26 protein-coding genes are annotated in these 21,943 nt (G+C 39.4%); 8 read left to right on the top strand and 18 right to left on the bottom strand.

Annotated features, from left to right (window positions below; translation table 11 throughout):
• Positions 1-29: 29 nt before the first annotated feature.
• Positions 30-212: a hypothetical protein gene (locus ACFX4G_RS09295; protein ID WP_097822824.1), complete on the bottom strand. Its 183-nt coding sequence runs from the start codon at positions 210-212 to the stop codon at positions 30-32.
• Positions 213-437: 225 nt separating this feature from the next.
• On the opposite strand from ACFX4G_RS09295, the gene ACFX4G_RS09290 reads away from it, so the two are divergent.
• Positions 438-776 (top strand): hypothetical protein, encoded by a 339-nt coding sequence (locus ACFX4G_RS09290; protein WP_097822825.1) that lies wholly within the window; start codon positions 438-440, stop codon positions 774-776.
• Positions 777-805: 29 nt separating this feature from the next.
• Here the strand turns inward: ACFX4G_RS09290 and ACFX4G_RS09285 are convergent, their stop codons facing one another.
• The 3 genes from ACFX4G_RS09285 to ggt form a co-directional block, all read right to left on the bottom strand.
• Positions 806-1,324, bottom strand: a complete 519-nt coding sequence (locus ACFX4G_RS09285; RefSeq protein ID WP_377574231.1) for a hypothetical protein — start codon at positions 1,322-1,324, stop codon at positions 806-808.
• A 131-nt stretch (positions 1,325-1,455) separates the two neighbouring features.
• Positions 1,456-1,956 (bottom strand): CBO0543 family protein, encoded by a 501-nt coding sequence (locus tag ACFX4G_RS09280; protein ID WP_377574227.1) that lies wholly within the window; start codon positions 1,954-1,956, stop codon positions 1,456-1,458.
• A 296-nt stretch (positions 1,957-2,252) separates the two neighbouring features.
• Positions 2,253-3,863 carry a gamma-glutamyltransferase gene (gene ggt / locus ACFX4G_RS09275; protein ID WP_377574224.1) on the bottom strand — a complete coding sequence of 537 codons (1,611 nt, stop codon included), beginning with the start codon at positions 3,861-3,863 and terminating at the stop codon, positions 2,253-2,255.
• Between the two features lie 164 nt (positions 3,864-4,027).
• Here ggt and ACFX4G_RS09270 point away from each other — a divergent pair, with 164 nt between their 5' ends.
• Positions 4,028-5,416: an alpha/beta fold hydrolase gene (locus tag ACFX4G_RS09270; protein ID WP_377574221.1), complete on the top strand. Its 1,389-nt coding sequence runs from the start codon at positions 4,028-4,030 to the stop codon at positions 5,414-5,416.
• A 36-nt stretch (positions 5,417-5,452) separates the two neighbouring features.
• On the opposite strand, the gene ACFX4G_RS09265 is transcribed toward ACFX4G_RS09270, so the two are convergent.
• Positions 5,453-5,998, bottom strand: a complete 546-nt coding sequence (locus tag ACFX4G_RS09265) for a GNAT family N-acetyltransferase (protein WP_162214611.1) — start codon at positions 5,996-5,998, stop codon at positions 5,453-5,455.
• 94 nt (positions 5,999-6,092) lie between these two features.
• Between ACFX4G_RS09265 and ACFX4G_RS09260 the strand changes: the two genes are divergently transcribed.
• Complete coding sequence (locus ACFX4G_RS09260; RefSeq protein ID WP_237074359.1) at positions 6,093-6,566, top strand: hypothetical protein; 474 nt, start codon at positions 6,093-6,095, stop codon at positions 6,564-6,566.
• A gap of 189 nt (positions 6,567-6,755) precedes the next feature.
• Here ACFX4G_RS09260 and ACFX4G_RS09255 read toward each other — a convergent pair whose 3' ends face one another.
• Together ACFX4G_RS09255 and ACFX4G_RS09250 are read right to left on the bottom strand one after the other, a co-directional pair.
• Positions 6,756-7,940: a M20 family metallopeptidase gene (locus ACFX4G_RS09255; RefSeq protein ID WP_340448047.1), complete on the bottom strand. Its 1,185-nt coding sequence runs from the start codon at positions 7,938-7,940 to the stop codon at positions 6,756-6,758.
• Positions 7,918-9,270: an LLM class flavin-dependent oxidoreductase gene (locus ACFX4G_RS09250; protein ID WP_377574217.1), complete on the bottom strand. Its 1,353-nt coding sequence runs from the start codon at positions 9,268-9,270 to the stop codon at positions 7,918-7,920. The genes ACFX4G_RS09255 and ACFX4G_RS09250 overlap by 23 nt, the downstream gene beginning before the upstream one ends.
• Before the next feature lie 386 nt (positions 9,271-9,656).
• Here ACFX4G_RS09250 and ACFX4G_RS09245 point away from each other — a divergent pair, with 386 nt between their 5' ends.
• The 4 genes from ACFX4G_RS09245 to ACFX4G_RS09230 all read left to right on the top strand — a co-directional run bounded on the left by ACFX4G_RS09245 (position 9,657) and on the right by ACFX4G_RS09230 (position 14,141).
• Positions 9,657-10,349 (top strand): response regulator transcription factor, encoded by a 693-nt coding sequence (locus ACFX4G_RS09245; RefSeq protein ID WP_057244713.1) that lies wholly within the window; start codon positions 9,657-9,659, stop codon positions 10,347-10,349.
• The gene (locus ACFX4G_RS09240; protein WP_377574214.1) at positions 10,342-11,346 is read left to right on the top strand and encodes a sensor histidine kinase; all 1,005 of its coding nucleotides are present in this window, start codon (positions 10,342-10,344) and stop codon (positions 11,344-11,346) included. The genes ACFX4G_RS09245 and ACFX4G_RS09240 overlap by 8 nt, the downstream gene beginning before the upstream one ends.
• A gap of 100 nt (positions 11,347-11,446) precedes the next feature.
• On the top strand, positions 11,447-12,208 hold the full coding sequence (locus ACFX4G_RS09235) for an ABC transporter ATP-binding protein (protein WP_029323043.1): 762 nt from the start codon (positions 11,447-11,449) through the stop codon (positions 12,206-12,208).
• Positions 12,198-14,141, top strand: a complete 1,944-nt coding sequence (locus ACFX4G_RS09230; RefSeq protein ID WP_377574211.1) for an FtsX-like permease family protein — start codon at positions 12,198-12,200, stop codon at positions 14,139-14,141. The genes ACFX4G_RS09235 and ACFX4G_RS09230 overlap by 11 nt, the downstream gene beginning before the upstream one ends.
• 49 nt (positions 14,142-14,190) lie before the next feature.
• Here the strand turns inward: ACFX4G_RS09230 and ACFX4G_RS09225 are convergent, their stop codons facing one another.
• The 3 genes from ACFX4G_RS09225 to ACFX4G_RS09215 all read right to left on the bottom strand — a co-directional run bounded on the left by ACFX4G_RS09225 (position 14,191) and on the right by ACFX4G_RS09215 (position 16,723).
• Positions 14,191-14,805: a GNAT family N-acetyltransferase gene (locus ACFX4G_RS09225; protein WP_162214616.1), complete on the bottom strand. Its 615-nt coding sequence runs from the start codon at positions 14,803-14,805 to the stop codon at positions 14,191-14,193.
• A gap of 107 nt (positions 14,806-14,912) precedes the next feature.
• Positions 14,913-15,515 (bottom strand): dienelactone hydrolase family protein, encoded by a 603-nt coding sequence (locus ACFX4G_RS09220; protein WP_237074354.1) that lies wholly within the window; start codon positions 15,513-15,515, stop codon positions 14,913-14,915.
• Positions 15,516-15,520: 5 nt separating this feature from the next.
• Complete coding sequence (locus tag ACFX4G_RS09215) at positions 15,521-16,723, bottom strand: aminotransferase-like domain-containing protein (protein WP_043981332.1); 1,203 nt, start codon at positions 16,721-16,723, stop codon at positions 15,521-15,523.
• A 469-nt stretch (positions 16,724-17,192) separates the two neighbouring features.
• Here ACFX4G_RS09215 and ACFX4G_RS09210 point away from each other — a divergent pair, with 469 nt between their 5' ends.
• Complete coding sequence (locus ACFX4G_RS09210) at positions 17,193-17,369, top strand: hypothetical protein (protein ID WP_230183342.1); 177 nt, start codon at positions 17,193-17,195, stop codon at positions 17,367-17,369.
• Positions 17,370-17,408: 39 nt separating this feature from the next.
• Here ACFX4G_RS09210 and ACFX4G_RS09205 read toward each other — a convergent pair whose 3' ends face one another.
• The 8 genes from ACFX4G_RS09205 to ACFX4G_RS09170 all read right to left on the bottom strand — a co-directional run bounded on the left by ACFX4G_RS09205 (position 17,409) and on the right by ACFX4G_RS09170 (position 21,908).
• Entirely contained in the window at positions 17,409-18,185 is a 777-nt protein-coding gene (locus ACFX4G_RS09205; RefSeq protein ID WP_322552278.1) for a sulfite exporter TauE/SafE family protein, read from the bottom strand.
• 70 nt (positions 18,186-18,255) lie between these two features.
• Positions 18,256-18,480 (bottom strand): sulfurtransferase TusA family protein, encoded by a 225-nt coding sequence (locus tag ACFX4G_RS09200; RefSeq protein ID WP_013058035.1) that lies wholly within the window; start codon positions 18,478-18,480, stop codon positions 18,256-18,258.
• Positions 18,481-18,515: 35 nt separating this feature from the next.
• Positions 18,516-19,643, bottom strand: a complete 1,128-nt coding sequence (locus ACFX4G_RS09195) for an MBL fold metallo-hydrolase (RefSeq protein ID WP_043981330.1) — start codon at positions 19,641-19,643, stop codon at positions 18,516-18,518.
• Between the two features lie 49 nt (positions 19,644-19,692).
• The gene (locus tag ACFX4G_RS09190) at positions 19,693-20,088 is read right to left on the bottom strand and encodes a DsrE/DsrF/DrsH-like family protein (RefSeq protein ID WP_097822838.1); all 396 of its coding nucleotides are present in this window, start codon (positions 20,086-20,088) and stop codon (positions 19,693-19,695) included.
• 26 nt (positions 20,089-20,114) lie between these two features.
• On the bottom strand, positions 20,115-20,666 hold the full coding sequence (locus tag ACFX4G_RS09185) for a sulfurtransferase TusA family protein (RefSeq protein WP_097822839.1): 552 nt from the start codon (positions 20,664-20,666) through the stop codon (positions 20,115-20,117).
• Positions 20,667-20,721: 55 nt separating this feature from the next.
• Positions 20,722-21,018, bottom strand: coding sequence for a rhodanese-like domain-containing protein (locus tag ACFX4G_RS09180; RefSeq protein ID WP_043981327.1), 297 nt, complete (start codon positions 21,016-21,018; stop codon positions 20,722-20,724).
• Between the two features lie 22 nt (positions 21,019-21,040).
• Entirely contained in the window at positions 21,041-21,397 is a 357-nt protein-coding gene (locus ACFX4G_RS09175) for a rhodanese-like domain-containing protein (RefSeq protein WP_043981326.1), read from the bottom strand.
• A 28-nt stretch (positions 21,398-21,425) separates the two neighbouring features.
• Entirely contained in the window at positions 21,426-21,908 is a 483-nt protein-coding gene (locus ACFX4G_RS09170; RefSeq protein WP_211077756.1) for a DsrE/DsrF/DrsH-like family protein, read from the bottom strand.
• Positions 21,909-21,943 lie beyond the last annotated feature (35 nt).

Raw genomic sequence — 21,943 nt, 5'->3', positions numbered from 1 at the left:
TTCATTCCTCCTTTTTTTAAGACTTTGTATTACGAAAAAAACGCGAACCATATGCCGAATGTAACCGCATATAACGGTAAAATGACGGCCAGTTTTTGCTTCCACCCTTTAAAAAAAGAAGCATTACGAGGCGCAAACCAAAGCTCTAACGTGCCGTATAATAGCAGTGCTCCCGCTGCTAATATCGCAATCACAGTCTCTCCTACCTCCATACATACTCCTCGCTTTCATTCTGCGCACTTGAAGCTAAGCACAGCGTATATAGTAAATCTCATCATTATAAAAGAGCTTATATCGTGATGCGTGCGGGTTTTGAATACTTTTTCAACCATACATTTATTACCATTATATCATGATAAAAGCATTTTTAAGACTTTTTATACATGTAAATTATTGTATAATAAAAAGTAGACATAGAGAAAAAGGGGGAGGATTTTTTGAAAAGAACTCAGCTTATTTTTGTTATTACACTGCTTATGGAAGCTGGATTAACCTATGCGTGCTCATCCTTTTTGTCTATCCGCTTTATTGAGCTTATGTTTTTTAGCGGACTTTTGTTTTCAGTTTTGACTTTTTGGTTTTCAAGCAGCGGAAGCAACAGCGCTCATTCTCACTATAAAACTCATTCCATGAGGTTAATGTCTGGGGCCAATATCGAACACAATCCGTTTCGTTTGCGCTGGACGGCTTATTTTCTTGCTTCTTTAAGCTTTACGGGAGTGGGCCTGATTTTTTTCATTCTGCTGCTGACCGACATTATTCCTCCAGTAAGCTAAAAAACCTGCTCTTCACAGAGAGCAGGAACTTACGAGAACAGCTTGAGAAGCAGGCATTTTCGCTTTACTTTATTCGCAACAGCTTGAGTCACATGATCTTTCAAAGGCCGCGTCAATATTCGTTTCAGCGGATGTTTTAGCATCCGTTTACTCACGGGAACTTTAAAGATAACGCTGAGAACCACTGTTGCTAGAACCGAGAGCAGCAAGACGGCAAAAGGCTTTTTTTGAAACCATCTCGAGAAGATAAGCATCATTACGTAAATAAGTGCTGACCACCCTAAATGCCAGCCGTGCCTAAAGGTAATGGCTTTACACCTGAGTCCAATCCATTCTACAAAGGAAGCTGTACATACCCATTTTGTAATATATTTCACCTGCTTAGCCAGTGTAGGCGGATAAGTAGCTAAGAACGACCAAATCATAAGAGGGGTAATGAATATAAGATGCAGCACGCGCAGTCCTTTTAGTGAAAGGTGGGAAGATTTAAAATCCCAAAGCAATTTATCATTACATAAAAAGTAGTAGAGAATATTAAAAAAGCTCACGTATAATCCCCCAGCATAAAGCTCGTGAATTTTTTTCCATGTTTTCTTTTGGATATTTTGAAAAATCAGCCATAGAAGGATAGAAATATGCACCTTTGTTCACCTCTCTAACGTCGTTTTTAGAATCTCTGCTATTGTATTTTTGTTTCTTCCTGCTTCTTTTCAATTTTTCGAATCCATCCAATCAGCATTCGGTTAAGATACGATTTTAACGTTACGCTAGTAAAAGTGTGATACCACATCCAGCCTGTTTTCCACTCGATGAGCTTCGTTCGTTTTTCAGCCCATAATTCAATAAAAAACATTGGAATCGTAAAAAGCACAATTTTATATAAAACTTTTAACCCTTTATCGTAATACGTAGCTTGATTAATCATGACGGATATCATAGGATACAGCAAAAAGTCGAACAACACGTTAATTCTAAACTGTTTTTTCAATAAGCGAGTTGGATATCGAAGAAGGCCGTGAGTTACAATAAATTTATCAATAATACCATTTGTTAAGGCGTTAAATACATAGGCCAGCAGCCAGTCTTTAATCGGTGGTTTTCTAAATAAAAAAGGGAGAATTCCCAGGTCGATAAGTAGCATTACACGTAAAAATTTCACTTCAAACTTTTTATTTCTCATCACCTTTTCGCTCCTTTCACCAAGTGTTGTTAGCCTACCCTCATGTCAATTGGCAGCTTGAGACGGCTGTTCTCACCACGCTCAATTATTGCTTATATTAATTTATAAAGATACGCAGCAGCGTCTAATGTAAATTTTCCGTACATAACCCCTAAGTTCACGTTATCCATACATACGTAAATGTTTGTTTTAGTTTTAAGTTCTTTGAAGAGATTTATACGTGTGGTTGAGACATGAAAAAAGCCCAACTTTAATCAGTACGGGCTTCTTCCTCCACTTATTGTGTTTTTTTAACGTTACCATCCAGCTACAAATCCATCCGTTCGTGATTCACTTCCTCCGCATAGCACGCCGCTTTCAGGATCTCTCCAAATAATCTGTCCGCGCCCAAATGCCATTGAATCCACGGCTACTTCAATTTTATGTCCTTTTCGTTCAAGCGCTTGTGCTACGTGTGAGGGAAAAGCTGGCTCCACAAGCACCGTTTTATCTTTTTTCCACTGCCATCTTGGCGCGTCTAAAGCGGCTTGAGGATGAAGCTGAAAGTCAATCGTATTCATGACAACTTGCATATGTCCCTGCGGCTGCATAAAACCTCCCATCACGCCGAACGGTCCTACGGGCTCCTTATTTTTAGTGAGAAAGCCTGGAATAATGGTATGAAACGTTTTTTTATTAGGAGCAAGGCAGTTATCGTGATTAGGGTCCATTGAAAAATTATGGCCGCGGTTTTGCAAGGCAATTCCCGTTTCTGGCACAACGATTCCAGAACCAAAGCCCATATAATTACTTTGAATAAGCGAAACCATGTTTCCTGCTTCATCAGCCGTTGCTAAATACACCGTTCCGCTTCCGACAGGTTCTCCCGCTTCAGGCTGAAGAGCATGTTCTTTTATAAGACTGCGGCGATAGCCTGCATATGTATCAGACAGCAGCTCACTAACAGATACGCTCATTTTTGCTTCTTCCGTAATGTATTTTTCTCCGTCCGCAAACGCAAGCTTTATCGCTTCTATTTGTTTATGATACGTATTCACGGCATCTTTTTCTTGAAGCTCAAAGCCTTTGACGATATTTAATGCCATTAACGCAATAAGCCCCTGACCGTTCGGAGGAATTTCCCACACATCATATCCACGGTAGTGAGCGGAAATCGGGTTCACCCACTCAGGCTCATAAGCAGCCAAATCTTCCTTGGATAAAAAGCCGCTATATTTTTTGCTGAATGCATCAATACGATCCGCAAGCTCACCTTTATAAAACGCTTCTGCATCTGTTTCGCCAATGAGCTGAAGCGTATGGGCGTGATGGATGGATGACCACATTTCTCCTGCTTTTGGTGCTTGTCCATTTGGGGCAAACGTTTGAAACCATGACTCAAATTCTCCGCTTGTATGTAGTCGTTTGAACGTATCGTACGCTTGTTTCCATTGTTTCGCGAGAGTAGGCGCTAGCGGAAATCCTTCTTTGGCGTACTGAATAGCAGGCTGCAGTACTTGAGAAAGAGGCAGTTTGCCAAATCGCTTCGATAAAGCAGCCCAAGATGCCGGAGCCCCGGGAACCGTAACGGGAATCATTCCGTACTTAGGAATATCTCTGTATCCTTTTTCCTTTAGCGCATCAATGGAAATAGACCGCGGAGAAGGTCCGCTAGCGTTTAGTCCATACAGCTGATTATTTGTCCAAACAAGCGCAAACGCGTCTCCTCCGATTCCATTTGACGCAGGCTCTAATACAGTAAGGCTCGCTGCTGTGGCGATTGCTGCATCAATGGCATTGCCTCCTTTTTTTAAAATATCAAGGCCTGCCTGCGCTGCGAGCGGCTGAGATGTAGATACCATTCCTTTTTTTGCATAAACGGGAACTCGGTAAGATGGATATGGATGATAATGCGGATCATAGGTCATAAAAGCGCCTCCTTTTTTAGATATTTTAATTTTCAGAATAATATAACTCCTTTATTTTACCATATTCATAACGCATCGGCTTTTTTTATCTTAAAATGACATGACTCCTTTTACCTAAAATTGGTATACTGATAGAGTAGAAGAATCGCCAAGGAGGATGATGTATGAAAAAAGTAAAAGCTGCCCTTCCACTCGCTGTTTCTTTAGCACTCGGGCTTCAAGTACTTCCTATGTCCACTTCACCTGTTCAAGCTGAAGCAGCGGCAAATGCTGCTCATCACTCAGCAAAAGTTGAAGTCAAACGAGCAAACGCATTTTTAACGAATGTCGCCAACGGCAAAACCAAAGAAGCTAAGCGCCATTTTTCCCGCGGCCTGCAGTTAAAAATGAGTGAAGACAACCTAAAAACATGGTGGTCAGCTCTAACGGCTCAGCTTGGTGCTGTAAAAAAGATTGGGACAGCTGTACAAGGTGAAGTCAATACGGTTCATCGAAATATAGAAATCCCAATTGAATTTGAACACGTATCAGCTACTTTAACCGTTCGATTTAGTCAAAATCGTCAAATTGATGATTGGCGAATCGTACCGGAGGAGCGCCAGTTTTCGTTTTCCACACCGCCTTATGACACCCCTAAGAACTACAGTGAAAAACAGCTTTCAATCGGCAAAGCACCTTACGAACTTCCAGCAACGCTTACTCTTCCAACACGTTCAAAACATCAAAATGTACCCGTTGTCATATTCGTTCACGGATCAGGACCTTCTGATCAAGATGAAACGTTTATGAGCTTAAAGCCGTTTCGAGATCTGGCTTCTGGACTGGCTTCTCAAGGAATCGCCGTTTTACGCTACAACAAGCGTACATACGAACATACAGCTAAAATGTCCGGTGAAAATAAAATAAACGTCGACGATGAAACAACGGATGATGCCATACTCGCAGTGGAAGCAATGGCGAAACAAAAAGGCATCGACAGCCGCAATATTTTCATACTAGGACACAGTCAAGGCGGCATGATGATGCCCAGGATTTTAAATCACACGCCGGATAAAAGCGTGCGCGGCTCTATTTTACTTGCTGCACCGAGCCGCACACTTCCAGAGTTAATGCTTGAACAATTTGCCTATCTTGTATCGCTGAATCAGCTTCCGAAAGAGCAGCTTGCTTTTTTCCAGCAGCAGTTTGCCATTTTACAAGACCCAAGCTTTTCACCAGCTCAGCCGCCAAAAGAATTTCTGCTTGGCACGCCTTATTTTTGGTATGACGTAGCTCACTGGCACCCTGCAGAAGTCGCAAAATCTCAGGACACGCCTCTGCTTCTTTTACAAGGAGCACGTGATTATCAAGTAACGACCGAAGATTTTGAAGGCTGGAAACAAAGCTTATCTCAGCGTTCCAACACTTCTTTTAAGCTTTATCCAAAGCTCAACCACTTTTTCACAGAAGGAACTGGTGAAAAAAGCACGCCCGATGAATATGCTGTTTCAGCCAACATTCCTTCTTATGTCATTGATGATATTGTCAAATGGGTTCGTGAAACACAAAAGTAAAGAAACAAGGCGCTGTTTTATCAGCGCCTTGTTCTCTTATTCATTAAACCTGCCCATTACAACCGTACTATAGTACTTGCCGTCAGACAGCATCTTGTCATTTTTTAATACTCCTTCCATTTCAAACCCGAATTTTGTATATAAATCAATCGCTTGTTTATTGGTCTCTAGCACATTCAGCGTTATTTTCTTCATGCCCGCGCTATCTGCCCATCGTATGGACTGCTGTAAAAGCTCTTTGCCAATTCCATATCCCCACCATTCTTTTGCGATGCATACGCCAAACTCTACTTTGTGGGCAAATCGTTTCAAGTCATGACCTTCGCATCTTGAAAACCCGACAATTTCATTATGTACACTTGCTACTAAAAATAAGTTTCGTTTACTTTCTGTGTCACGTTGAATAAGTTTTTCAAAATCGCATTCGTCCATATACCCTTCTCCTGGTTCACGATCTAAGTTTTCCGTTTCTCCGTCTAGCTGAACTCTAAGGTGAGACAGTTCGTGTGCATCGCTAATGTCAGCTGAACGAATGATGTACTGAAGTCCTTTTACATAGTAAATTTGCTGGCTGATGACCATCGTATCCCCCTCAAATGTCTTTATTTCATTAAATCTATTAATTTAATTTAATTTCCTTTAATATAAATATTATACATACAGAGATGAAAGAGAGTTGAACAAATTGCTCTGGTTACTGCTTTTGATCCTATACGGCATTTACAAGTTCTATAAATCAAGAAGACCGCTAACGAAGTTTGACCATTTTTATGAGAAAGCGTTTGAACTAGAAGAAAAAAAGCGCTATGAAGATGCCCTTGATATACGCAACCAAGGGATTGAACTCCATACCCTTACCGATTTAGAACGAGCAGATTTACATTTAGCAAACGGGCGTATGCTTTTAAAACTAAAGCAATACGAAAAAGCAACAAAACACTACGACGCATCATTTAAACTAGCAAAATATGAAGAATTCCCTTACTCAGAAGGATTTGACGAAGTCATTGAAGCCTACTTGTATGCGGGGCGTAAAGAAGATGCGCTGATAATAACCAACGACATGTTAAAACGGCAAAGCTATGATCAAAAATTTAAAAAGCTAGAGCCTTTAAAAGAAAAGCTTCTTTCATATGAAGACTCATGGTAAAATTAAACAAATGAAAGCGTATTATTAAGAGCGTAAGAGCGACTGAGGTGAGTATAGTGATTATAACCGTTATTGTAGGAGTGCTGGGTCTAATTGGTTTAATTGCAGCAGGATTTGCGACGAATTATAAGGATACGAAGTAAAAATACATAAAAAAGAACAAGAACCTATTTGGTTCTTGTTCTTTTTTTAACGAGCCAATAGCTTTTCTGTTATGCGCAAAAACATCTTTACTCCAATTTCAAGCGAGTCTTCATCTACCGTAAACTTCGGATGATGATGAGGGTATACGATGCCTTGTTCTTCATTTCGTGCTCCGATGTTAAAAAATGCTCCTTCCGTTTCCTGCAGATAAGCTGAAAAATCTTCTCCTCCCATTTTAGGAGACAGCGTCTTTACACGTTCTTCTCCATATTCTTCGATAGCTGTTTCTTCAATTAACCTTGTAATTTCTTCAGAATTAATGACGGGATGATACCCTTTTTCATACGTAAACGTGTACTCTGCACCGTAGGCCTCTGTTAGTCCTTTTACAATTCGGTCAATTTGTGCCGGAACTTTTTCTCGCAGAGCTGCGTCAAAGCTGCGAACGGTACCGTTAAGCTCCACTTTATCAGGAAGTACATTGTGCGTAGTTCCTCCGTGAAATTGTGTAACCGATACGACTAATTTATCAATTGGATTGGTCGTTCTTGAAACAATCGTTTGAAGGTTCGTCACAATTTGCGCTCCTACAACAATAGCATCAATTGCTTCGTGAGGCGCTGCGGCGTGTCCTCCTTTTCCTTTAATCGATATATTAAACGTGTCAGGCGAAGCCATCATAGGACCTGCAAGCACGCCGATTTCTCCGACGGGAAGACCAGAATTCAAATGCGTGCCAATTACGTAATCCACCCCTTCCATCGCGCCTTCTTTAACAAGCTCCTGTGCCCCTCCTGGCAGCAGCTCTTCCGCGTGTTGAAAAATCAAGCGGATTTCTCCTTTAAATTCATCTCCTAACTGAGAAAGAACAGAAGCTACTCCTAATAAAATAGCCGTATGACCGTCATGTCCGCATGCATGCATCACGCCTTTATGAACCGAGGCAAATGCAAACTTGTTTTCTTCTTCAATCGGCAGCGCGTCCATATCCGCCCGGATCGCAACCACTTTTCCCTCTTCTTTTCCTATTAATCTAGCCACCACGCTTGTTGGGGTAGGACGAGTAATGATAAAGCTTCCAAACGAACGAAGCGTATCTTCAACAAACTGAGACGTTCGATGTTCTTGAAACGATAATTCAGGGTAGCGATGAAAATGCCTTCTCCACTCAATTACCTGCTTTTTCAAGCTTTCTATGACGCTGTAGTCACTGATTAATTTGACTGTCATACACATACTCCTCCTTTGTTTGACTATATTGATTGGCTGGAACGGAAAGGTTCAAATTTCCTCGCAGCGTACTGCTTTCATATGAAGTGTCGTAAAGCCCACGCTCTTGTAAAATAGGCACTACTTTTTCCACAAATTGATGAAACGTATCGCTCATAAACGGACGAAGTACAAATCCATCCGCTGCTTCCTGCCCATGCCATTTTTGCATTTCATCCGCTACGTGTTCAGGTGTTCCTGAAAACGGCGAACGCGGCAAAATTGTTTCAAGCGCCACTTGTCTTAACGTTAACTTTCGAGCAGCCGCCGCTTGTTTAATTTTATTTGTTGTACTTTGAAAGGCATTTGCTCCGATATCCCCTAACTCTGGAAACGGGGCGTCTAGGTCAAATTGCTGAAAGTCGTAGTCATCAAAAAAACGAGCTAAATATGTAATGGCGTGATCAATTGGAATTAGCGCAGCAAGCTCTCCATATCTTCTTTCGACATCTTCCTTGCTATCTCCTATAATTAAATCAATACTTGGAAAAATGAGAAGCTCCTCGGGATTTCTCCCGTGATTTCTTGCTCTATTTTTCATATCTTGATAGAATGCCTGCGCTTCTTCTAGTGTATGTGCATTTGTATAAATCGCATCGGCATTCTCTGCTCCGAATCCTTTTCCTCTTTCTGACGAACCTGCTTGAAACACAACCGGATGTCCCTGCTTTGAACGAGCAATATTTAACGGCCCTTGAACTTGAAAATGCTTGCCTTTAAATCCAAGCGTATGCATTTTCTTTGGATCAAAAAACTGACCGGTTTCTTTTTTGTAGATAAAAGCAGCGTCTTCCCATGAATCCCACAGTCCTTTTACTACGTCGAGATGCTCTTTTGCAATTTCGTATCGTTCGCTGTGAAGAGGCAGATACCCTCTCCTGTGATTGCGCGCTGCCCCTTCTTGCGGAGAAGTAACTACGTTCCACCCCGCTCTCCCGCCGCTTATATGATCAAGAGACATCAGCTGACGAGCGATTGTAAAAGGCTCACTGAAACTTGTTGAAACCGTCCCAACCAGTCCGATGTGACTCGTAGAAGCAGCGAGAGCTGACAGCAGCGTAATGGGCTCAAAACGATTTAAAAAGTGAGGAATAGACTTTTCAGATATGGCTAATCCGTCCGCAATAAAGATAAAGCTGAACAGTCCTTTTTCCAATATACGCGCTTGTTTCTTATAAAACTCAATGTTAATGCTTGCATCAGGCTCTGCGTCCGAATGTCTCCATCCATCCGTCGTACTTCCAAGGCCTTTAATATTTGCTCCTAGCTTTAGCTTTCTTTTTTCACTCAACATATACTTCCTCCTTTTTATGACAAATAAAAAGAGATGCTTTGATTGTTCAAAGCATCTCCAGTCGTCTGGTCGATCGGTTTTTAATAGATGTTTAGTTGACTTATCTGCATGTTATACCTGCTATCCAGGTAAGTCAAATTAGCTTTTTAAATATGTGCTTTTATTTCTTTAAAACTATAGCTACATTTCCTATTTTACGCACATCGCTTTCATAACAGCTCTCCTTTTTTCACTAGAGTTCAATATATGTTTATAAACTATGCTCGTCGAAAGCTATTCTTTCACATTTTATAAAGAACGCTGGTGAATCTACTATCACATATGGTAAATAAAAGGATATTGCTATAAAATAAGTATAAAAACAGAAAGCGTGGTACGTGTTATTGTTTAAACTTCTTTTAATTGAAGACGATGTAACGCTGTTTAACGAACTGAAAGAACGGTTGGAGCAATGGTCTTATGATGTTTACGGCATCCGTGATTTCAGTAACGTTATGCAGGAGTTTAGCGAGGTAAAACCTGATTTAGTTATTATGGATATTCAGCTGCCGAAGTATGACGGATTTCACTGGTGCAGAATGATTCGTTCTCACTCAAAAATCCCTATCATTTTTCTATCTTCACGTGATCATCCTTCTGATATGGTAATGTCTATGCAGTTTGGCGCAGACGACTTTGTGCAAAAGCCGTTTCATTTTGATGTGCTTGTAGCAAAAATACAGGCCCTTCTCCGTCGCGTGTATAATTACAGCGTTGAACAAGTAAACCTTCTTTCGTGGCAAGGAGCTACGATTGATTATGAAAAAAATAAAGTATCAGCAGGATCTACAGCTATCGATTTAACCAAAAATGAAATCTTTATTTTAAAATGTTTAATACAAAAAAAGAATATGATTGTAAGCCGAGATGAACTGATTAATAGTTTGTGGGAAGATAAACGGTTTATCAGTGACAATACGCTGACGGTAAACGTCAATCGCCTGCGAAAAAAATTAGATGAAATTGGACTTGGAGCTTTTATTGAAACAAAAGTCGGCCAAGGCTACGTAGCCATTGAAGAGGAACGCTATGATTAAACTCTTTATTCGCGAGCGTTTAAGCTGGATCTTTTTCTTTTTCATCATGCATTTTTTTATGCTTTTTATCGCGTATATTGATGAATCCATTCCTCTGTCTTCGATTCTCTATATCGTGTTTTTATCATCGATTATCTTTCTTATTTTCTGCGTCTTCCGCTATCACAAAGAAACGAAATTTTATCAAAAGCTAAAAGATGAAGAAGACTTCTTTGATTCTTCTACTCTTTCTCATCCGCTGCGTCCGTTTGAAAAGATTGTTCAGCGAAATCTGATGCAACAATTAGAACAAGCGAAAAAAGATGGCGTGCAAACTCTGCTGCACGTGACGCAGGAAAAAGATGAACTGTTAGCTTGGATTCACGAAATTAAAACGCCGTTAACTGCGATGCATTTAATAATTGAACGCTTAGAAAATCGAGAAGTTAAAGCAAACTTGAAGTTCGAGTGGCTACGCATTCACTTTTTGCTTGATCAACAGCTGCATCAAAAGCGCATTTTCTTTATCGAAAATGATATGTATATTGAACATCTTGATTTAGAGTCCCTTATTTTCACTGAAATCAAAACGCTGCAAGCTTGGTGCATGCAAAAAAATATTGGGTTTGATGTGGACCTACAGGCAGAACGTGTACTGTGTGACGCAAAGTGGCTTTCGTTTATTATGAGACAGCTGTTAACAAACGCAGTCAAGTACAGTGAAGAATCTGATGTGATGATTAGAAGCTACGAGCACCGCGGTCAAGTATACATCGAGGTAAAAGATAACGGACGGGGCATTTCTCCTCAAGATATGCCGCGCATTTTTGAGAAAGGTTTCACCTCAACTACGCAGCATGAAGACAGCCGCGCTACAGGCATGGGCTTATATCTCGCTCAAAAAGCTGCGCACGCTCTTTCTATTCACATTGGCGTGCAGTCTGCCCTTAATGAAGGCACAACGTTTACACTTGCCTTTCCTAAATCAAATGATTTTGTGGATTTGAAAAGCATGTGACAAAAATGTCACATGCTTTCGTTATTTGTTCGGTGAATCAAAGGAAAAGCTAAAGCCCTTTTTCTATAATGAACGTATCAGATCAAAGGAGTGAGTACATATGAACATATTAGAAGCAACTAATATTCATAAAAGCTACGGAAATAAATTTAATAGACAAGAAGTATTAAAAGGCGTAGACATTACGATTATGAAAGGAGAATTTGTAGGAATTATGGGCGCTTCAGGATCAGGCAAGACGACTCTTCTGAACGTGCTTTCCTCCATTGACAAAATCAACGGAGGAACCATCAAAATCGAAGGAAATGAAATTAGCAGAATGAAAGAAAAGCAGTTAGCAAACTTCCGAAAAACGCATTTAGGCTTTATTTTTCAAGACTATAACTTGCTCGATACGCTGACAGTAAAAGAAAATATTCTCTTGCCTCTTTCCGTTGCAAAAACTCCTTCAGCAGTAGCTCACAAAAAATTTGATGCGCTTGCCAAACAACTCGGCATCTATGAGCTGAAAGACAAATATCCAAGTGAAATTTCCGGGGGACAAAAACAGCGTACTTCCGCTGCAAGAGCCTTTATTCATGAGCCAAGCATGATTTTTGCTGATGAACCCACAGGTGCTCTTGATTCAAAAGCGGCCAGCGATTTGCTAAACAAACTGACCGAGCTTAATGACAAAAGAAGCGCAAGTATTGTGATGGTAACGCATGACCCAGTGGCAGCCAGCTATTGCAGCAAAGTCATTTTTATAAAAGACGGACAAATTTATACGCAGCTGTACAAAGGCGATCAAACGCAAAAAGCCTTTTTTGACGATATTATGAAAACGCAAGGCGTGCTAGGCGGAGTTCAACATGAACATTAATCAGCTGATTTTCCGCAACTTCAAAAAGAATGTAAAAAACTATTATTTATACGTTTTTGCACTAATTTTCAGCGCAGCTTTATATTTTGCTTTTGTCACGCTGCAGTATGACCCCGCTCTTGATGCAACCAAAGGTTCAATTAAAGGAGGCGCAGCGGTTCGGGCCGCTTCTGTTTTACTTGTAGCTATTGTTTCTATCTTTCTATTATATGCAAATACGATTTTTATTAAGCGGCGCAGTAAAGAAATTGGCTTATTTCAGCTAATTGGCATGACCAAAACAAAAATTTTCCGTATTTTGACCGTTGAAAATTTTATGTTGTACTTTAGCTCGCTGATTGTCGGCATTTTAATTGGATTTTCGTTTTCTAAAGTAATCATTATGATTTTATTTAAAATTACGGACACCAAAGGCATTGCCAAGCTTCACTTTTCAGAAGAAGCCTTGATTCAAACGCTGATTGTATTCGGAGTCATCTATTTGTTAATTATGACGATGAACTATCTTTTTATTAAAAGACAGACCATTTTAGCACTATTCCGCGTTACGTCATCAACAGAAAGCAAAACAAAAAAAATCAGTATTCTTGAAATTATTATTGGAATTCTTGGCATGATCTTTATTGCTTCCGGCTACTATATTTCTGCTAAATTGTTTGACGGATCTTTTACAAGCATGAATGCTTTGTCTATCGCAATGGTATCCATTTTAGCTTCGGTTATCATCGGAACCTATTTGTTTTATAAAGGCTCAGTTCGCTTTTTATTAAATCTCATGCGAAAAAGCAAAAATGGCTACTTGACGATTAACGACGTATTATCTCTTTCTTCCATTATGTTTCGGATGAAATCAAACGCGTTATTACTAACGGTTATTACAACCGTATCCGCTCTTGCTATCGGTTTTTTATGCTTGAGCTACATTTCCTATTACTCTGCTGAAAAGTCGGCTGGAGACTATGTACCTAACGATTTTGCTATCAATAATTCAAAAGACGCTGCTTCATTTAAAGCCGCACTGGATCGAAAGAAAATAGTTTACACGGAAAAAAAGATCGACGTCATCCAAGTAAAAGCAAACGTAAAAAACATCTTAGAAAATGATTTGGAAAGCCCGATGGTGGATTCGTCCGCTATGATTTTTCCGATGGTTAGTGAAACATCCGTTAGTGGTGTAACCATAGCTCAAAATGAAACTTTATTTACCGGCTCTAATGATATGCTTCAACAAGCAATGGCATTTAAAGACTCCGGACAAATTGAGCTAAAAGGAAAGAAAAAAGTCGTCCCGCAAAAGTTTATAGGTTTAAACCGAAAATTTATCTTATCTACCTATTTTACAAGCGGTATGCCTGCTGCCATTGTAGATGATGCTGTATTTAATGAGCTAAAAAAGGATGCGGATCCTTCTATTCAAAAAGAATCTTCTGTCTACACTGGGATAGACATATTAAATGAAGATAACTTACCAAAAGCAAATGAGCTTTTCGGAGAGATAAAATTTAGCGATAATAGCTTAAATAACTCGCGTATAGAAATGGCAGCGAGTCAAAAACAAAATATGGGTCTAATCATGTTCATTGTTGCTTTTCTAGGACTGGCATTTCTAATTACATCAGGCTGCATTCTTTACTTTAAGCAAATGGACGAAAGTGAAGATGAAAAGCCAAACTATACGATTCTTAGAAAATTAGGCTTTACCGAAAAAGACTTACTAACTGGCATAATGATTAAGCAGCTTTTTAACTTCGGCATCCCGTTAACCCTAGGCTTGCTTCACAGCTATTTTGCCGTACAGTCCGGCTGGTTCTTATTTGGAACTGAACTTTGGATGCCTATGATTATCGTGATGATTGTCTATACTGCCCTGTACTCTATTTTTGGTATTTTATCTGTTCTTTACTATAAAAAAATTATTAAAGAGGCTCTTTAACGATCAAAAGGCACAAGCTAGAGCTTGTGCTTTTTATCTTTAAATGCCATTAATTGCTGGCATTTTCTTTATTTCCTTGACTGGCTGCATGTAAAAACCCTTCTAGTCGCTTTTTGACAAACGGCCACTCGTCGTCAATTATACTGAAGATAACCGAATCTCGTACGTATCCATCAGGTAAAACCATATGTTTTCTGCTGATGCCTTCCTGGGTAGCCCCTAACCGTTTAATAGCAGCTCTGGACCTATTGTTTCGTACATCCGTTTTGAATTGAACGCGGTGAAGCTTCAGCTCTTCAAAACAGTATTTTAACAATAAATACTTACACTCCGTATTAACCCGGGTGCGCCACACGGACGGATGGTACCACGTCCAACCTATTTCTACGCTTTTGTTGGGAAGTGATATATCTAAAAATCTCGTGCTTCCTACAATTGAATGTGACTCTATATCAAACACAGCAAAAGGCAGCTCTCTTCCCTCTTGCTTTGCTTTTAAAGCACTTTCAATCAGCCGTTTCATATCACTTAGACTATGAACTTTTACGGGGAGATGCTCCCAAATTTCTTTCGGTTTTGCAGCTTCATATAATTCTTGTTCATGTGTTTTTTCAAGCGGCACTAGTTTTACCGCTGTTCCTGCAAGCTCAACTGACTGTAACATAATCTCGCTCCTTTTCGGTACATTTAAAGTAAATGTTAATACATGTATATGTACTGAAAAAGAGTCAGTTTCTGCTTATTGTAAGGTATCACTTTCAGAATACATAGCTAGTGATCAGCTAATTGTTTTTCGAGAAAATCACTTATTGTTTGCAAGGCTTGGTCTGCTGATTCTTTATTAAAGGTTTGTGAAAAAGGATTCATAAAACCATGAACGCCATAAAACTTTTTGATTTCCAAAAGCGGCTCTCTTTTTTGCTCTAATGAATTTATTAAAGAGTCTACATTAAATGTTTGCTCTTCAGCAGGAAAAATAAGAAGAGTTGGGCAAACAGGACTTCTATTTACATAATCTCTAATGCGTGATCCGTAACAGCCAATCACAAAGTTACACAAATTGCTTTCACTGCATAGCCACGACATTGTCGCTCCTACACTGAAGCCTATAACTCCTACTTCTTCATATTCTTGTTTTAGTTGAATTAACATGTTAGTAATTTGTCTTGAACCCTCATCAATACCAATGTTTTGAACAAAGTTTTGATAAGCCATTCCTTCTTCTTCATAGCTATAAGGAGCGTCTTTAGATAATAAGTTAGGACAGATAATATCTGCCTCTAACTTAGACAATTTCTCTTTCATCCACTTCATATGATCATTCACACCGTATATTTCATGAATTAATAAAATCGCTTTATTTGATTTTTCCATTACTTTTATAAAACAGTCGTTTCCCTTGTCAATTCACGATGCAATACGTCTCCCATGCGCTTCATGCCTTCAACGATTTGTTCAGCAGACATATTAGAATAATTCAAGCGCAGCGCATTGTTTCTTGTGCCGTTTGGAAAGAATGGCGTTCCAGGCACACAGGCTACGTTATTTTTTAGACATTCTGAAAAGATATGTGCTGAATCGATTCCTTGGGGCAGTTCCACCCAAATAAACAATCCGCCTTCTGGCTTACTGTAAGACAAATTCTCCGGGAAAAATTCTTCGATGCACGATAGCATTTGGGTACATCGCTCTTTGTATACGGCTTTAATTTTTTGAATGTGCTCTTCGATATCATAAAGCTCCATGTACTTAGCCGTTACGCGCTGAGCAAAGCTGTCCGTATGCAAGTCAGCCACTTGCTTAAACGCTACGTACTTATCAATGAAAGCTTCGTCTGCACATACCCAGCCGATTCGAAGACCTGGTGCAAAAATTTTAGAGAATGTGCTGATGTAAATCACTCTGTTTTCTGTATCAAAATGCTTAACCGGGGGCAGCGCTTCTCCTGCAAATCGGACTCCTCCGTACGGATTATCTTCTACAATCAGCACGTCGTATGCGTTCGCAAGTTCGATCATTCGCTGACGTCTTTCTCGCGTTAAGGTGCGCCCTGTAGGATTTTGAAAATCAGGAATCGTATAAATAAATTTAGCCTGTGGATTTTCCTGAAGCTTTTTCTCTAGCTCTTCCATAATCATTCCGTCTTCGTCCATGTCTACTTCTACAAACGTCGCATTGTAGGATTTAAATACGTTAATGGCTGCTAGGTACGTTGGGCTTTCACAGATTACCACGTCTCCGTCATTAAGAAACAGTCTTCCGGTCAGATCGATTGCCTGCTGAGATCCGGACGTAATTAAAATGTTCGAAACCGTGGACTCAATGCCGATGTCCTGCATTCGTTTAGAAATTGCTTCTCGTAAAGGGATATACCCCTCTGTTGTACTATATTGAAGCGAAGCGGCTCCGTCTTCATTTAATACGGCGCGGCACGCATCGTTCATTGCTTCAACGGGAAATAGCTCCGGTGCTGGAAGTCCTCCTGCAAACGAAATGACTTCTGGTCGTTCCGTTACTTTTAAGATTTCACGCGTTTCAGAGGATTTTACAAGACTAGCTCGTTGGGCAAATTTATCTTTCATTGATGATCATTCCTTTTCTAGATTTTAAACTTTTAATAACGAGTTAATTATTCGAATAGTCAGAAAAATTAAAACGAAAGCCTTCCCTATGAGCTCAGGCTTCTTTTAAGCCTTGGAAGATGCCTTTTTAATAGACAACCAGCATCTGCTTGCTCTCTGACTCTTCATTTCTTCTTGATATCACATTCTCCTTTCCGTACATATTTTTCTTATTCACTATTTGTAATACAAATCAAAGGTCGTACGATAAATATGGCCTTGTATTTAATGTATGTTAAAAAGGATAACATAAAAATCAAATAAATAAACAATAAATTCTATAAATTCTTAATTTTTTATGCAAATATATTTATCTTAGTAAACTATTTTGTAAGATCTCTTCCCTTTTCATTGACCTACCGTGCAAAACCCTTTATAATCCTTATTAACTCGATAAGATTTAAAGGTTTTAGTACAGGAGTGATGAAAAGTGAAATGGCTTCATTTGCTGTTTAATGAACGATGTCCTAAATGCAAGCAAGTGTTAAATACATCAAAATCCAATGCGCTTCGCTCTACTATTGTAAAAGTATGTCCGTCGAACCACTATCAAAAAGAATTTCATCCTGCGCTTGAAACGTTTGTGGAAAGTGATGAAGTACTATAAAAAAGCTAAAGCTATGGGAACCCATAGCTTTAGCTTTTTTTATAGCAGCCCCCACCAAATCTTAATTGCCGTTGTTAAGATTAAACCGGCAAGGATCCATTGAAGCACTTTTGTATTCATATTCTGCCCCGCTTTTGCACCGATTGGAGAGGCAATCAGGCTTGCCGCCACTAAAATAAGTGCAGGTATAAATGGGATTTGATGCGTTATCAGCTTTCCAACCGTCGAACCAATGGAAGAAATAAAGGTAACGGCTAGTGAAGTTGCGATGGTAATTCGAGTTGGGATTTTAAGCACTACGAGCATCACAGGAACTAAAATAAAGGCTCCTCCTGCTCCTAACACGCCTGCTACGGCTCCGATAAGCAGTGATAAAATAGAAGCTAACCCTTTATTGAATTGAAGTTCGCCTTCTTTTATCTCATCTAAATTTTTCTTTGGAATAAACATCATAACAACCGCAATAAGAGCTAAAACTCCATATACAACATTTAATCCTTGTTCATTCATATAATGTGAGCTGTAGCTTCCAAGCATGCTTCCGATTAGAATATTGCTGCCCATATATAAAATTAATGATTTGTTTAAAAATCCGCTTTTTCGATACGCCCATACGCCGCCTATTGTCGCAAAGAACACTTGAACAGCTCCTGCACCTGAGACTTGATGAGCCGTTAATGCTCCTACTCCTACTAATGGAGGAATATATAACAGCATCGGATAATTAATAACAGACCCGCCAATACCGACCATACCGGAAATAAACGACCCAATAAATCCAATAAGAAAAAGCGTGATGATAAATGTAAGATCCATCTATAGTCGCTCCGTTTCATATAAGGAAAGGGTACCTTTTACAAGAGATACCCTTTTCGTCCATTATTTCTTATCCTTTTTTAATCCAAAACTTAAAAACGTCGCCTTCTTCTGTATGAAGAAGCTCGTGACCGCCAGATTTTGCCCAGGCTGCAAGATCGTTTTTTGCCCCTTTATCCGTTGCATGAATTTCTAACACTTGACCTGCTTCAAGTTCATTCATTGCTTTTTTTGTTTTAACAATCGGCATTGGACATGCCAGCCCTTTTGCATCTAGTACTTTAGTTGATTCCATTTCTCTCTCTCCTTTGTTTAAGTTAAACTTTTTACTTAGCGAATCGCACAGCGGTTTGGTCCAATTTCCATTTCACGCTGTTTTTCTTCATCTGGACTTACTTTCCCCATATTGGTTTCACGGATTTCTTGATATGCATTTGGCTGCGGCGGTAAATTATCTGTTACTAAGTGTCTGAACTCTGCTTCGTCTTTGATGTTTAATCCATGATTTTTCGCAAACAAAGTACCTAACTTTTCAGCTACGCTGCCGTTATCATTTAGCTCATCAATAATCATAAAATGAGCTGGCAATACGATTAACTCATCTGATAATGCTTTATAGCGTTTATAAAGCGTCTCGCGAAGATCGCCTACCCAGTCTTCAGCCATACCAGCTAAATCAGGACGTCCAATTGAATCGATGAACAAAATATCACCTGAAAGTAAGTATTGATCGTCTACGATAAAAGAAGTTGATCCAATCGTATGACCCGGTGAATAAAGAGGCTGAATCGTAATCATTGTGTTACCAATCACGACATCACTGCCTTCTTCTAACGCCTTGTAGTCAAAAATCACTTCTTCTGCATCTTTTGGAGGCAGCCAGTACGCTGCATTTGTTGCTTCAGCAATAACTCTTCCTCCTGAAATGTGATCTGCATGAAGGTGCGTATCAAACACATGCTTAACAGTGACACCAAGTTCTTTGGCAAAGTTAATATACACATCCGCCATACGCGTCGCATCAATAATAGCCGCTTCACCGTTTGATACGATCATATAAGATAAGCATCCTTTACCGATACGAACAAACTGATAGATCTCTCCGCCGTCTTTTAAATCTCCGACTTTAACAGGCTCTAAATATTCACTCCACGCTTTCATACCGCCTTTAAGGTACGATACGGTAAGCCCCTCTTCTGAAAGCATGTCAGCTACCATCACGGATGAACCTTCTTTGGCGCAGACAACTAATACTTCTTTATCAGAAGGGATTTTTTCTAAGATTTCTTCTACTCCGTCTAAAAGATCGAAGTATGGAACATTTAAATGCTGAAATTGATGACCTTCAATTTTCCAATCGCTAAAATCACTTTCGTTACGAACGTCCAAGATAAATAACGCTTCTTTATTGATAATTTTAGATGTAACTTCTTTTGCAGTAAGTACATGTACTGTCATATTAAAATACCTCCTATAGTATTTTTTCAGTTATAGTCATTCGTTAAAATTAAAAGGTTAATGACACATTTGCATCTTTGGCGAAATCTAAAAACGTAACAGCTCCGCCTACTTCAATACCGTCTACAAAATCTTCTTTTGTTAATCCCATTACATCCATTGTCATTTGACAGCCAATGAATTTAACACCCATTTCTTGCGCCATTTCAACAAGCTCCGGAATAGACGGAACATTTGCTTTTTGAAAACCTTCAGCGAAATGCTCTTTCCCTGCAGGCATAGTTAATTGTTTATGTCCCTCTTTATGAATAAGATTTAACCCTTCAAATGTAAAGAAAATCGATACTTCTTGATCGCTTGCTGCCGCCGCAGTGGCAATGTTAAATACTTTATATGCATCAAATAATCCACCGTTTGCTGCGATAATTGCTACTTTTGAACTCATATTTAGTTCCTCCTTTATTTGGTTATTTACTCTGTTTTACCTGTCCAGTCACGCATACCAGGAACCACATTAATTAAGTTTTTAAACCCTTGCTTTTTCATCGTTTGCCCTGCCATTTCACTTCGTCTTCCAGAGTGGCAAATAATGTAAATTTCATTCTCTTTATTTAGCTCATTCGAACGTTTTTCTACTTCACCAAGCGGAATATGAACTACGCCTGGAATATGAGCTTCATCGTATTCTTCTACTTCACGAACGTCTAAAATATGAAGATGTTCATCATTCTCTACTTTTTTCGCAAATTCTTCTAATGAAATTTCAGGAATTGGCGTTACGTTTTCTTCAGCGCCGCCTTTACGAAGAAAGTGGTGAAGAACGTCACCTGCTGCCTCGGTACCTAAATACTCATGACCTGTGCTTTTTGCCCACGCTTGTAAGTCAGCCGTAGAGCCTTTATCCGTTGCTTGAATTTCTAGTACTTGACCTGCTTCTAATTCATTCATTTTCTTCTTTGTTCTTACGATTGGCATTGGGCATGCTAACCCTTTTGCATCTAATACGAAGTTTGCTTGCATCATTTCTTTTTCCTCCTTGGTTTAAATACTAGTAGGGGTATATTTTTATCTAAAAAAATTAGACCGTTTCCCCTTTCCATTCCATCATTCCGCCTGTCATATTCGTTACATTGTAGCCTTGCTGCTCAAGAAAACGAGCTGCCATTCCGCTTCTGCCTCCAGAACGACAGACAACAATGTAGTGGTTTGTTTTGTCTAACTCATGCATACGGAATTCTAATAAAGGAAGCGGGATATTTAACGCGTTTGGAATTTTACCTATTTTTACTTCCTCTACTTCACGCACATCTAAAATGTGAATTTGTTCTTGTTTTTTTACTAATTGTTCTACTTCTTGTGCCGCTATTGTCTTCACGCTACGTCTCCTCCTTCTTGATTTATCTCCACGTATTCATGCCGCCTTTAATGTTGGTGATAGATGTAAAACCTTGCTTTTTCAAAAGCTTACTTGCTTTCATACTTCTCATTCCGCTTTGACAAATAACGACTACTTCTCTGTCTTTTGAAAGCTGGCCTGTTTGCGCAGGCAGTTCTGGTAAAGGAATGTTTCGAAATCCTTTAATGTGTTTAGTCCGAAATTCATGCGGTGTTCGCACATCGATAAACTGTTTATGTTTATTTTTTAACTCTGCTTTTAATTCCATCGTCGATATTTGCTGTATTCCTTTTACTGGTGCAAAACGCTGATACAAAAACCACAAAAGAAAGACGATAATAAGCGCATTGATAATCATATTAACCCTCGCTTCATTGAGTTATCTTTTAGATGAATAAGTTTACGTTTCCGTCTTCTGCGTCGGCTAAATACGCCGCTACGCCCGCATATTCAATATTATCTAGCAGTTCTTTTTCCTGTAATCCTAGAAGATCCATCGTCATCGTACAAGCCACTAGCTTCACATCTTGTTCTTGTGCCATTTCGATAAGCTGCGGCAGCGTTAGAGCATTATGCTTTTTCATTACGTTTTTAATCATTTTAGGTCCCATACCTGCAAAGTTCATTTTAGATAAGCCCATTTTATCCGCACCGCGCGGCATCATTTTGCCAAACATCTTTTCTGAAAATCCTTTTTTCACCGGCACCATTTCTTCTTTACGAAGCGCATTCAATCCCCAAAACGTATGGAATATCGTCACTTCATGGTCATAAGCAGCCGCTCCGTTGGCAATAATATAAGCTGCCATCGCTTTGTCATAATCACCGCTAAATAATACAATTGTTGTTCGTTTCTTTTGTTCAGTCATGTTGTTCCTCCTATTACCCTATGGGGTATATTTGT

It is taken from the genome of Priestia sp. YIM B13486, assembly GCF_042787865.1.
Classification (GTDB): domain Bacteria; phylum Bacillota; class Bacilli; order Bacillales; family Bacillaceae_H; genus Priestia; species Priestia megaterium.
This window is presented reverse-complemented; position numbering and strand designations above follow the sequence as displayed.

Excerpts from the sequence above, each read along its gene's own strand:
- ACFX4G_RS09295 (WP_097822824.1), bottom strand. The coding sequence starts at position 212 with ATGGAGGTAGGAGAGACTGTGATTGCGATATTAGCAGCGGGAGCACTG.
- ACFX4G_RS09280 (WP_377574227.1), bottom strand. The coding sequence starts at position 1,956 with ATGAGAAATAAAAAGTTTGAAGTGAAATTTTTACGTGTAATGCTACTT.
- ggt (WP_377574224.1), bottom strand. The coding sequence starts at position 3,863 with ATGACCTATGATCCGCATTATCATCCATATCCATCTTACCGAGTTCCC.
- ACFX4G_RS09270 (WP_377574221.1), top strand. The coding sequence starts at position 4,028 with ATGAAAAAAGTAAAAGCTGCCCTTCCACTCGCTGTTTCTTTAGCACTC.
- ACFX4G_RS09265 (WP_162214611.1), bottom strand. The coding sequence starts at position 5,998 with ATGGTCATCAGCCAGCAAATTTACTATGTAAAAGGACTTCAGTACATC.
- ACFX4G_RS09255 (WP_340448047.1), bottom strand. The coding sequence starts at position 7,940 with ATGACAGTCAAATTAATCAGTGACTACAGCGTCATAGAAAGCTTGAAA.
- ACFX4G_RS09240 (WP_377574214.1), top strand. The coding sequence starts at position 10,342 with ATGATTAAACTCTTTATTCGCGAGCGTTTAAGCTGGATCTTTTTCTTT.
- ACFX4G_RS09235 (WP_029323043.1), top strand. The coding sequence starts at position 11,447 with ATGAACATATTAGAAGCAACTAATATTCATAAAAGCTACGGAAATAAA.
- ACFX4G_RS09230 (WP_377574211.1), top strand. The coding sequence starts at position 12,198 with ATGAACATTAATCAGCTGATTTTCCGCAACTTCAAAAAGAATGTAAAA.
- ACFX4G_RS09225 (WP_162214616.1), bottom strand. The coding sequence starts at position 14,805 with ATGTTACAGTCAGTTGAGCTTGCAGGAACAGCGGTAAAACTAGTGCCG.
- ACFX4G_RS09220 (WP_237074354.1), bottom strand. The coding sequence starts at position 15,515 with ATGGAAAAATCAAATAAAGCGATTTTATTAATTCATGAAATATACGGT.
- ACFX4G_RS09215 (WP_043981332.1), bottom strand. The coding sequence starts at position 16,723 with ATGAAAGATAAATTTGCCCAACGAGCTAGTCTTGTAAAATCCTCTGAA.
- ACFX4G_RS09205 (WP_322552278.1), bottom strand. The coding sequence starts at position 18,185 with ATGGATCTTACATTTATCATCACGCTTTTTCTTATTGGATTTATTGGG.
- ACFX4G_RS09200 (WP_013058035.1), bottom strand. The coding sequence starts at position 18,480 with ATGGAATCAACTAAAGTACTAGATGCAAAAGGGCTGGCATGTCCAATG.
- ACFX4G_RS09195 (WP_043981330.1), bottom strand. The coding sequence starts at position 19,643 with ATGACAGTACATGTACTTACTGCAAAAGAAGTTACATCTAAAATTATC.
- ACFX4G_RS09190 (WP_097822838.1), bottom strand. The coding sequence starts at position 20,088 with ATGAGTTCAAAAGTAGCAATTATCGCAGCAAACGGTGGATTATTTGAT.
- ACFX4G_RS09185 (WP_097822839.1), bottom strand. The coding sequence starts at position 20,666 with ATGATGCAAGCAAACTTCGTATTAGATGCAAAAGGGTTAGCATGCCCA.
- ACFX4G_RS09175 (WP_043981326.1), bottom strand. The coding sequence starts at position 21,397 with ATGATTATCAATGCGCTTATTATCGTCTTTCTTTTGTGGTTTTTGTAT.
- ACFX4G_RS09170 (WP_211077756.1), bottom strand. The coding sequence starts at position 21,908 with ATGACTGAACAAAAGAAACGAACAACAATTGTATTATTTAGCGGTGAT.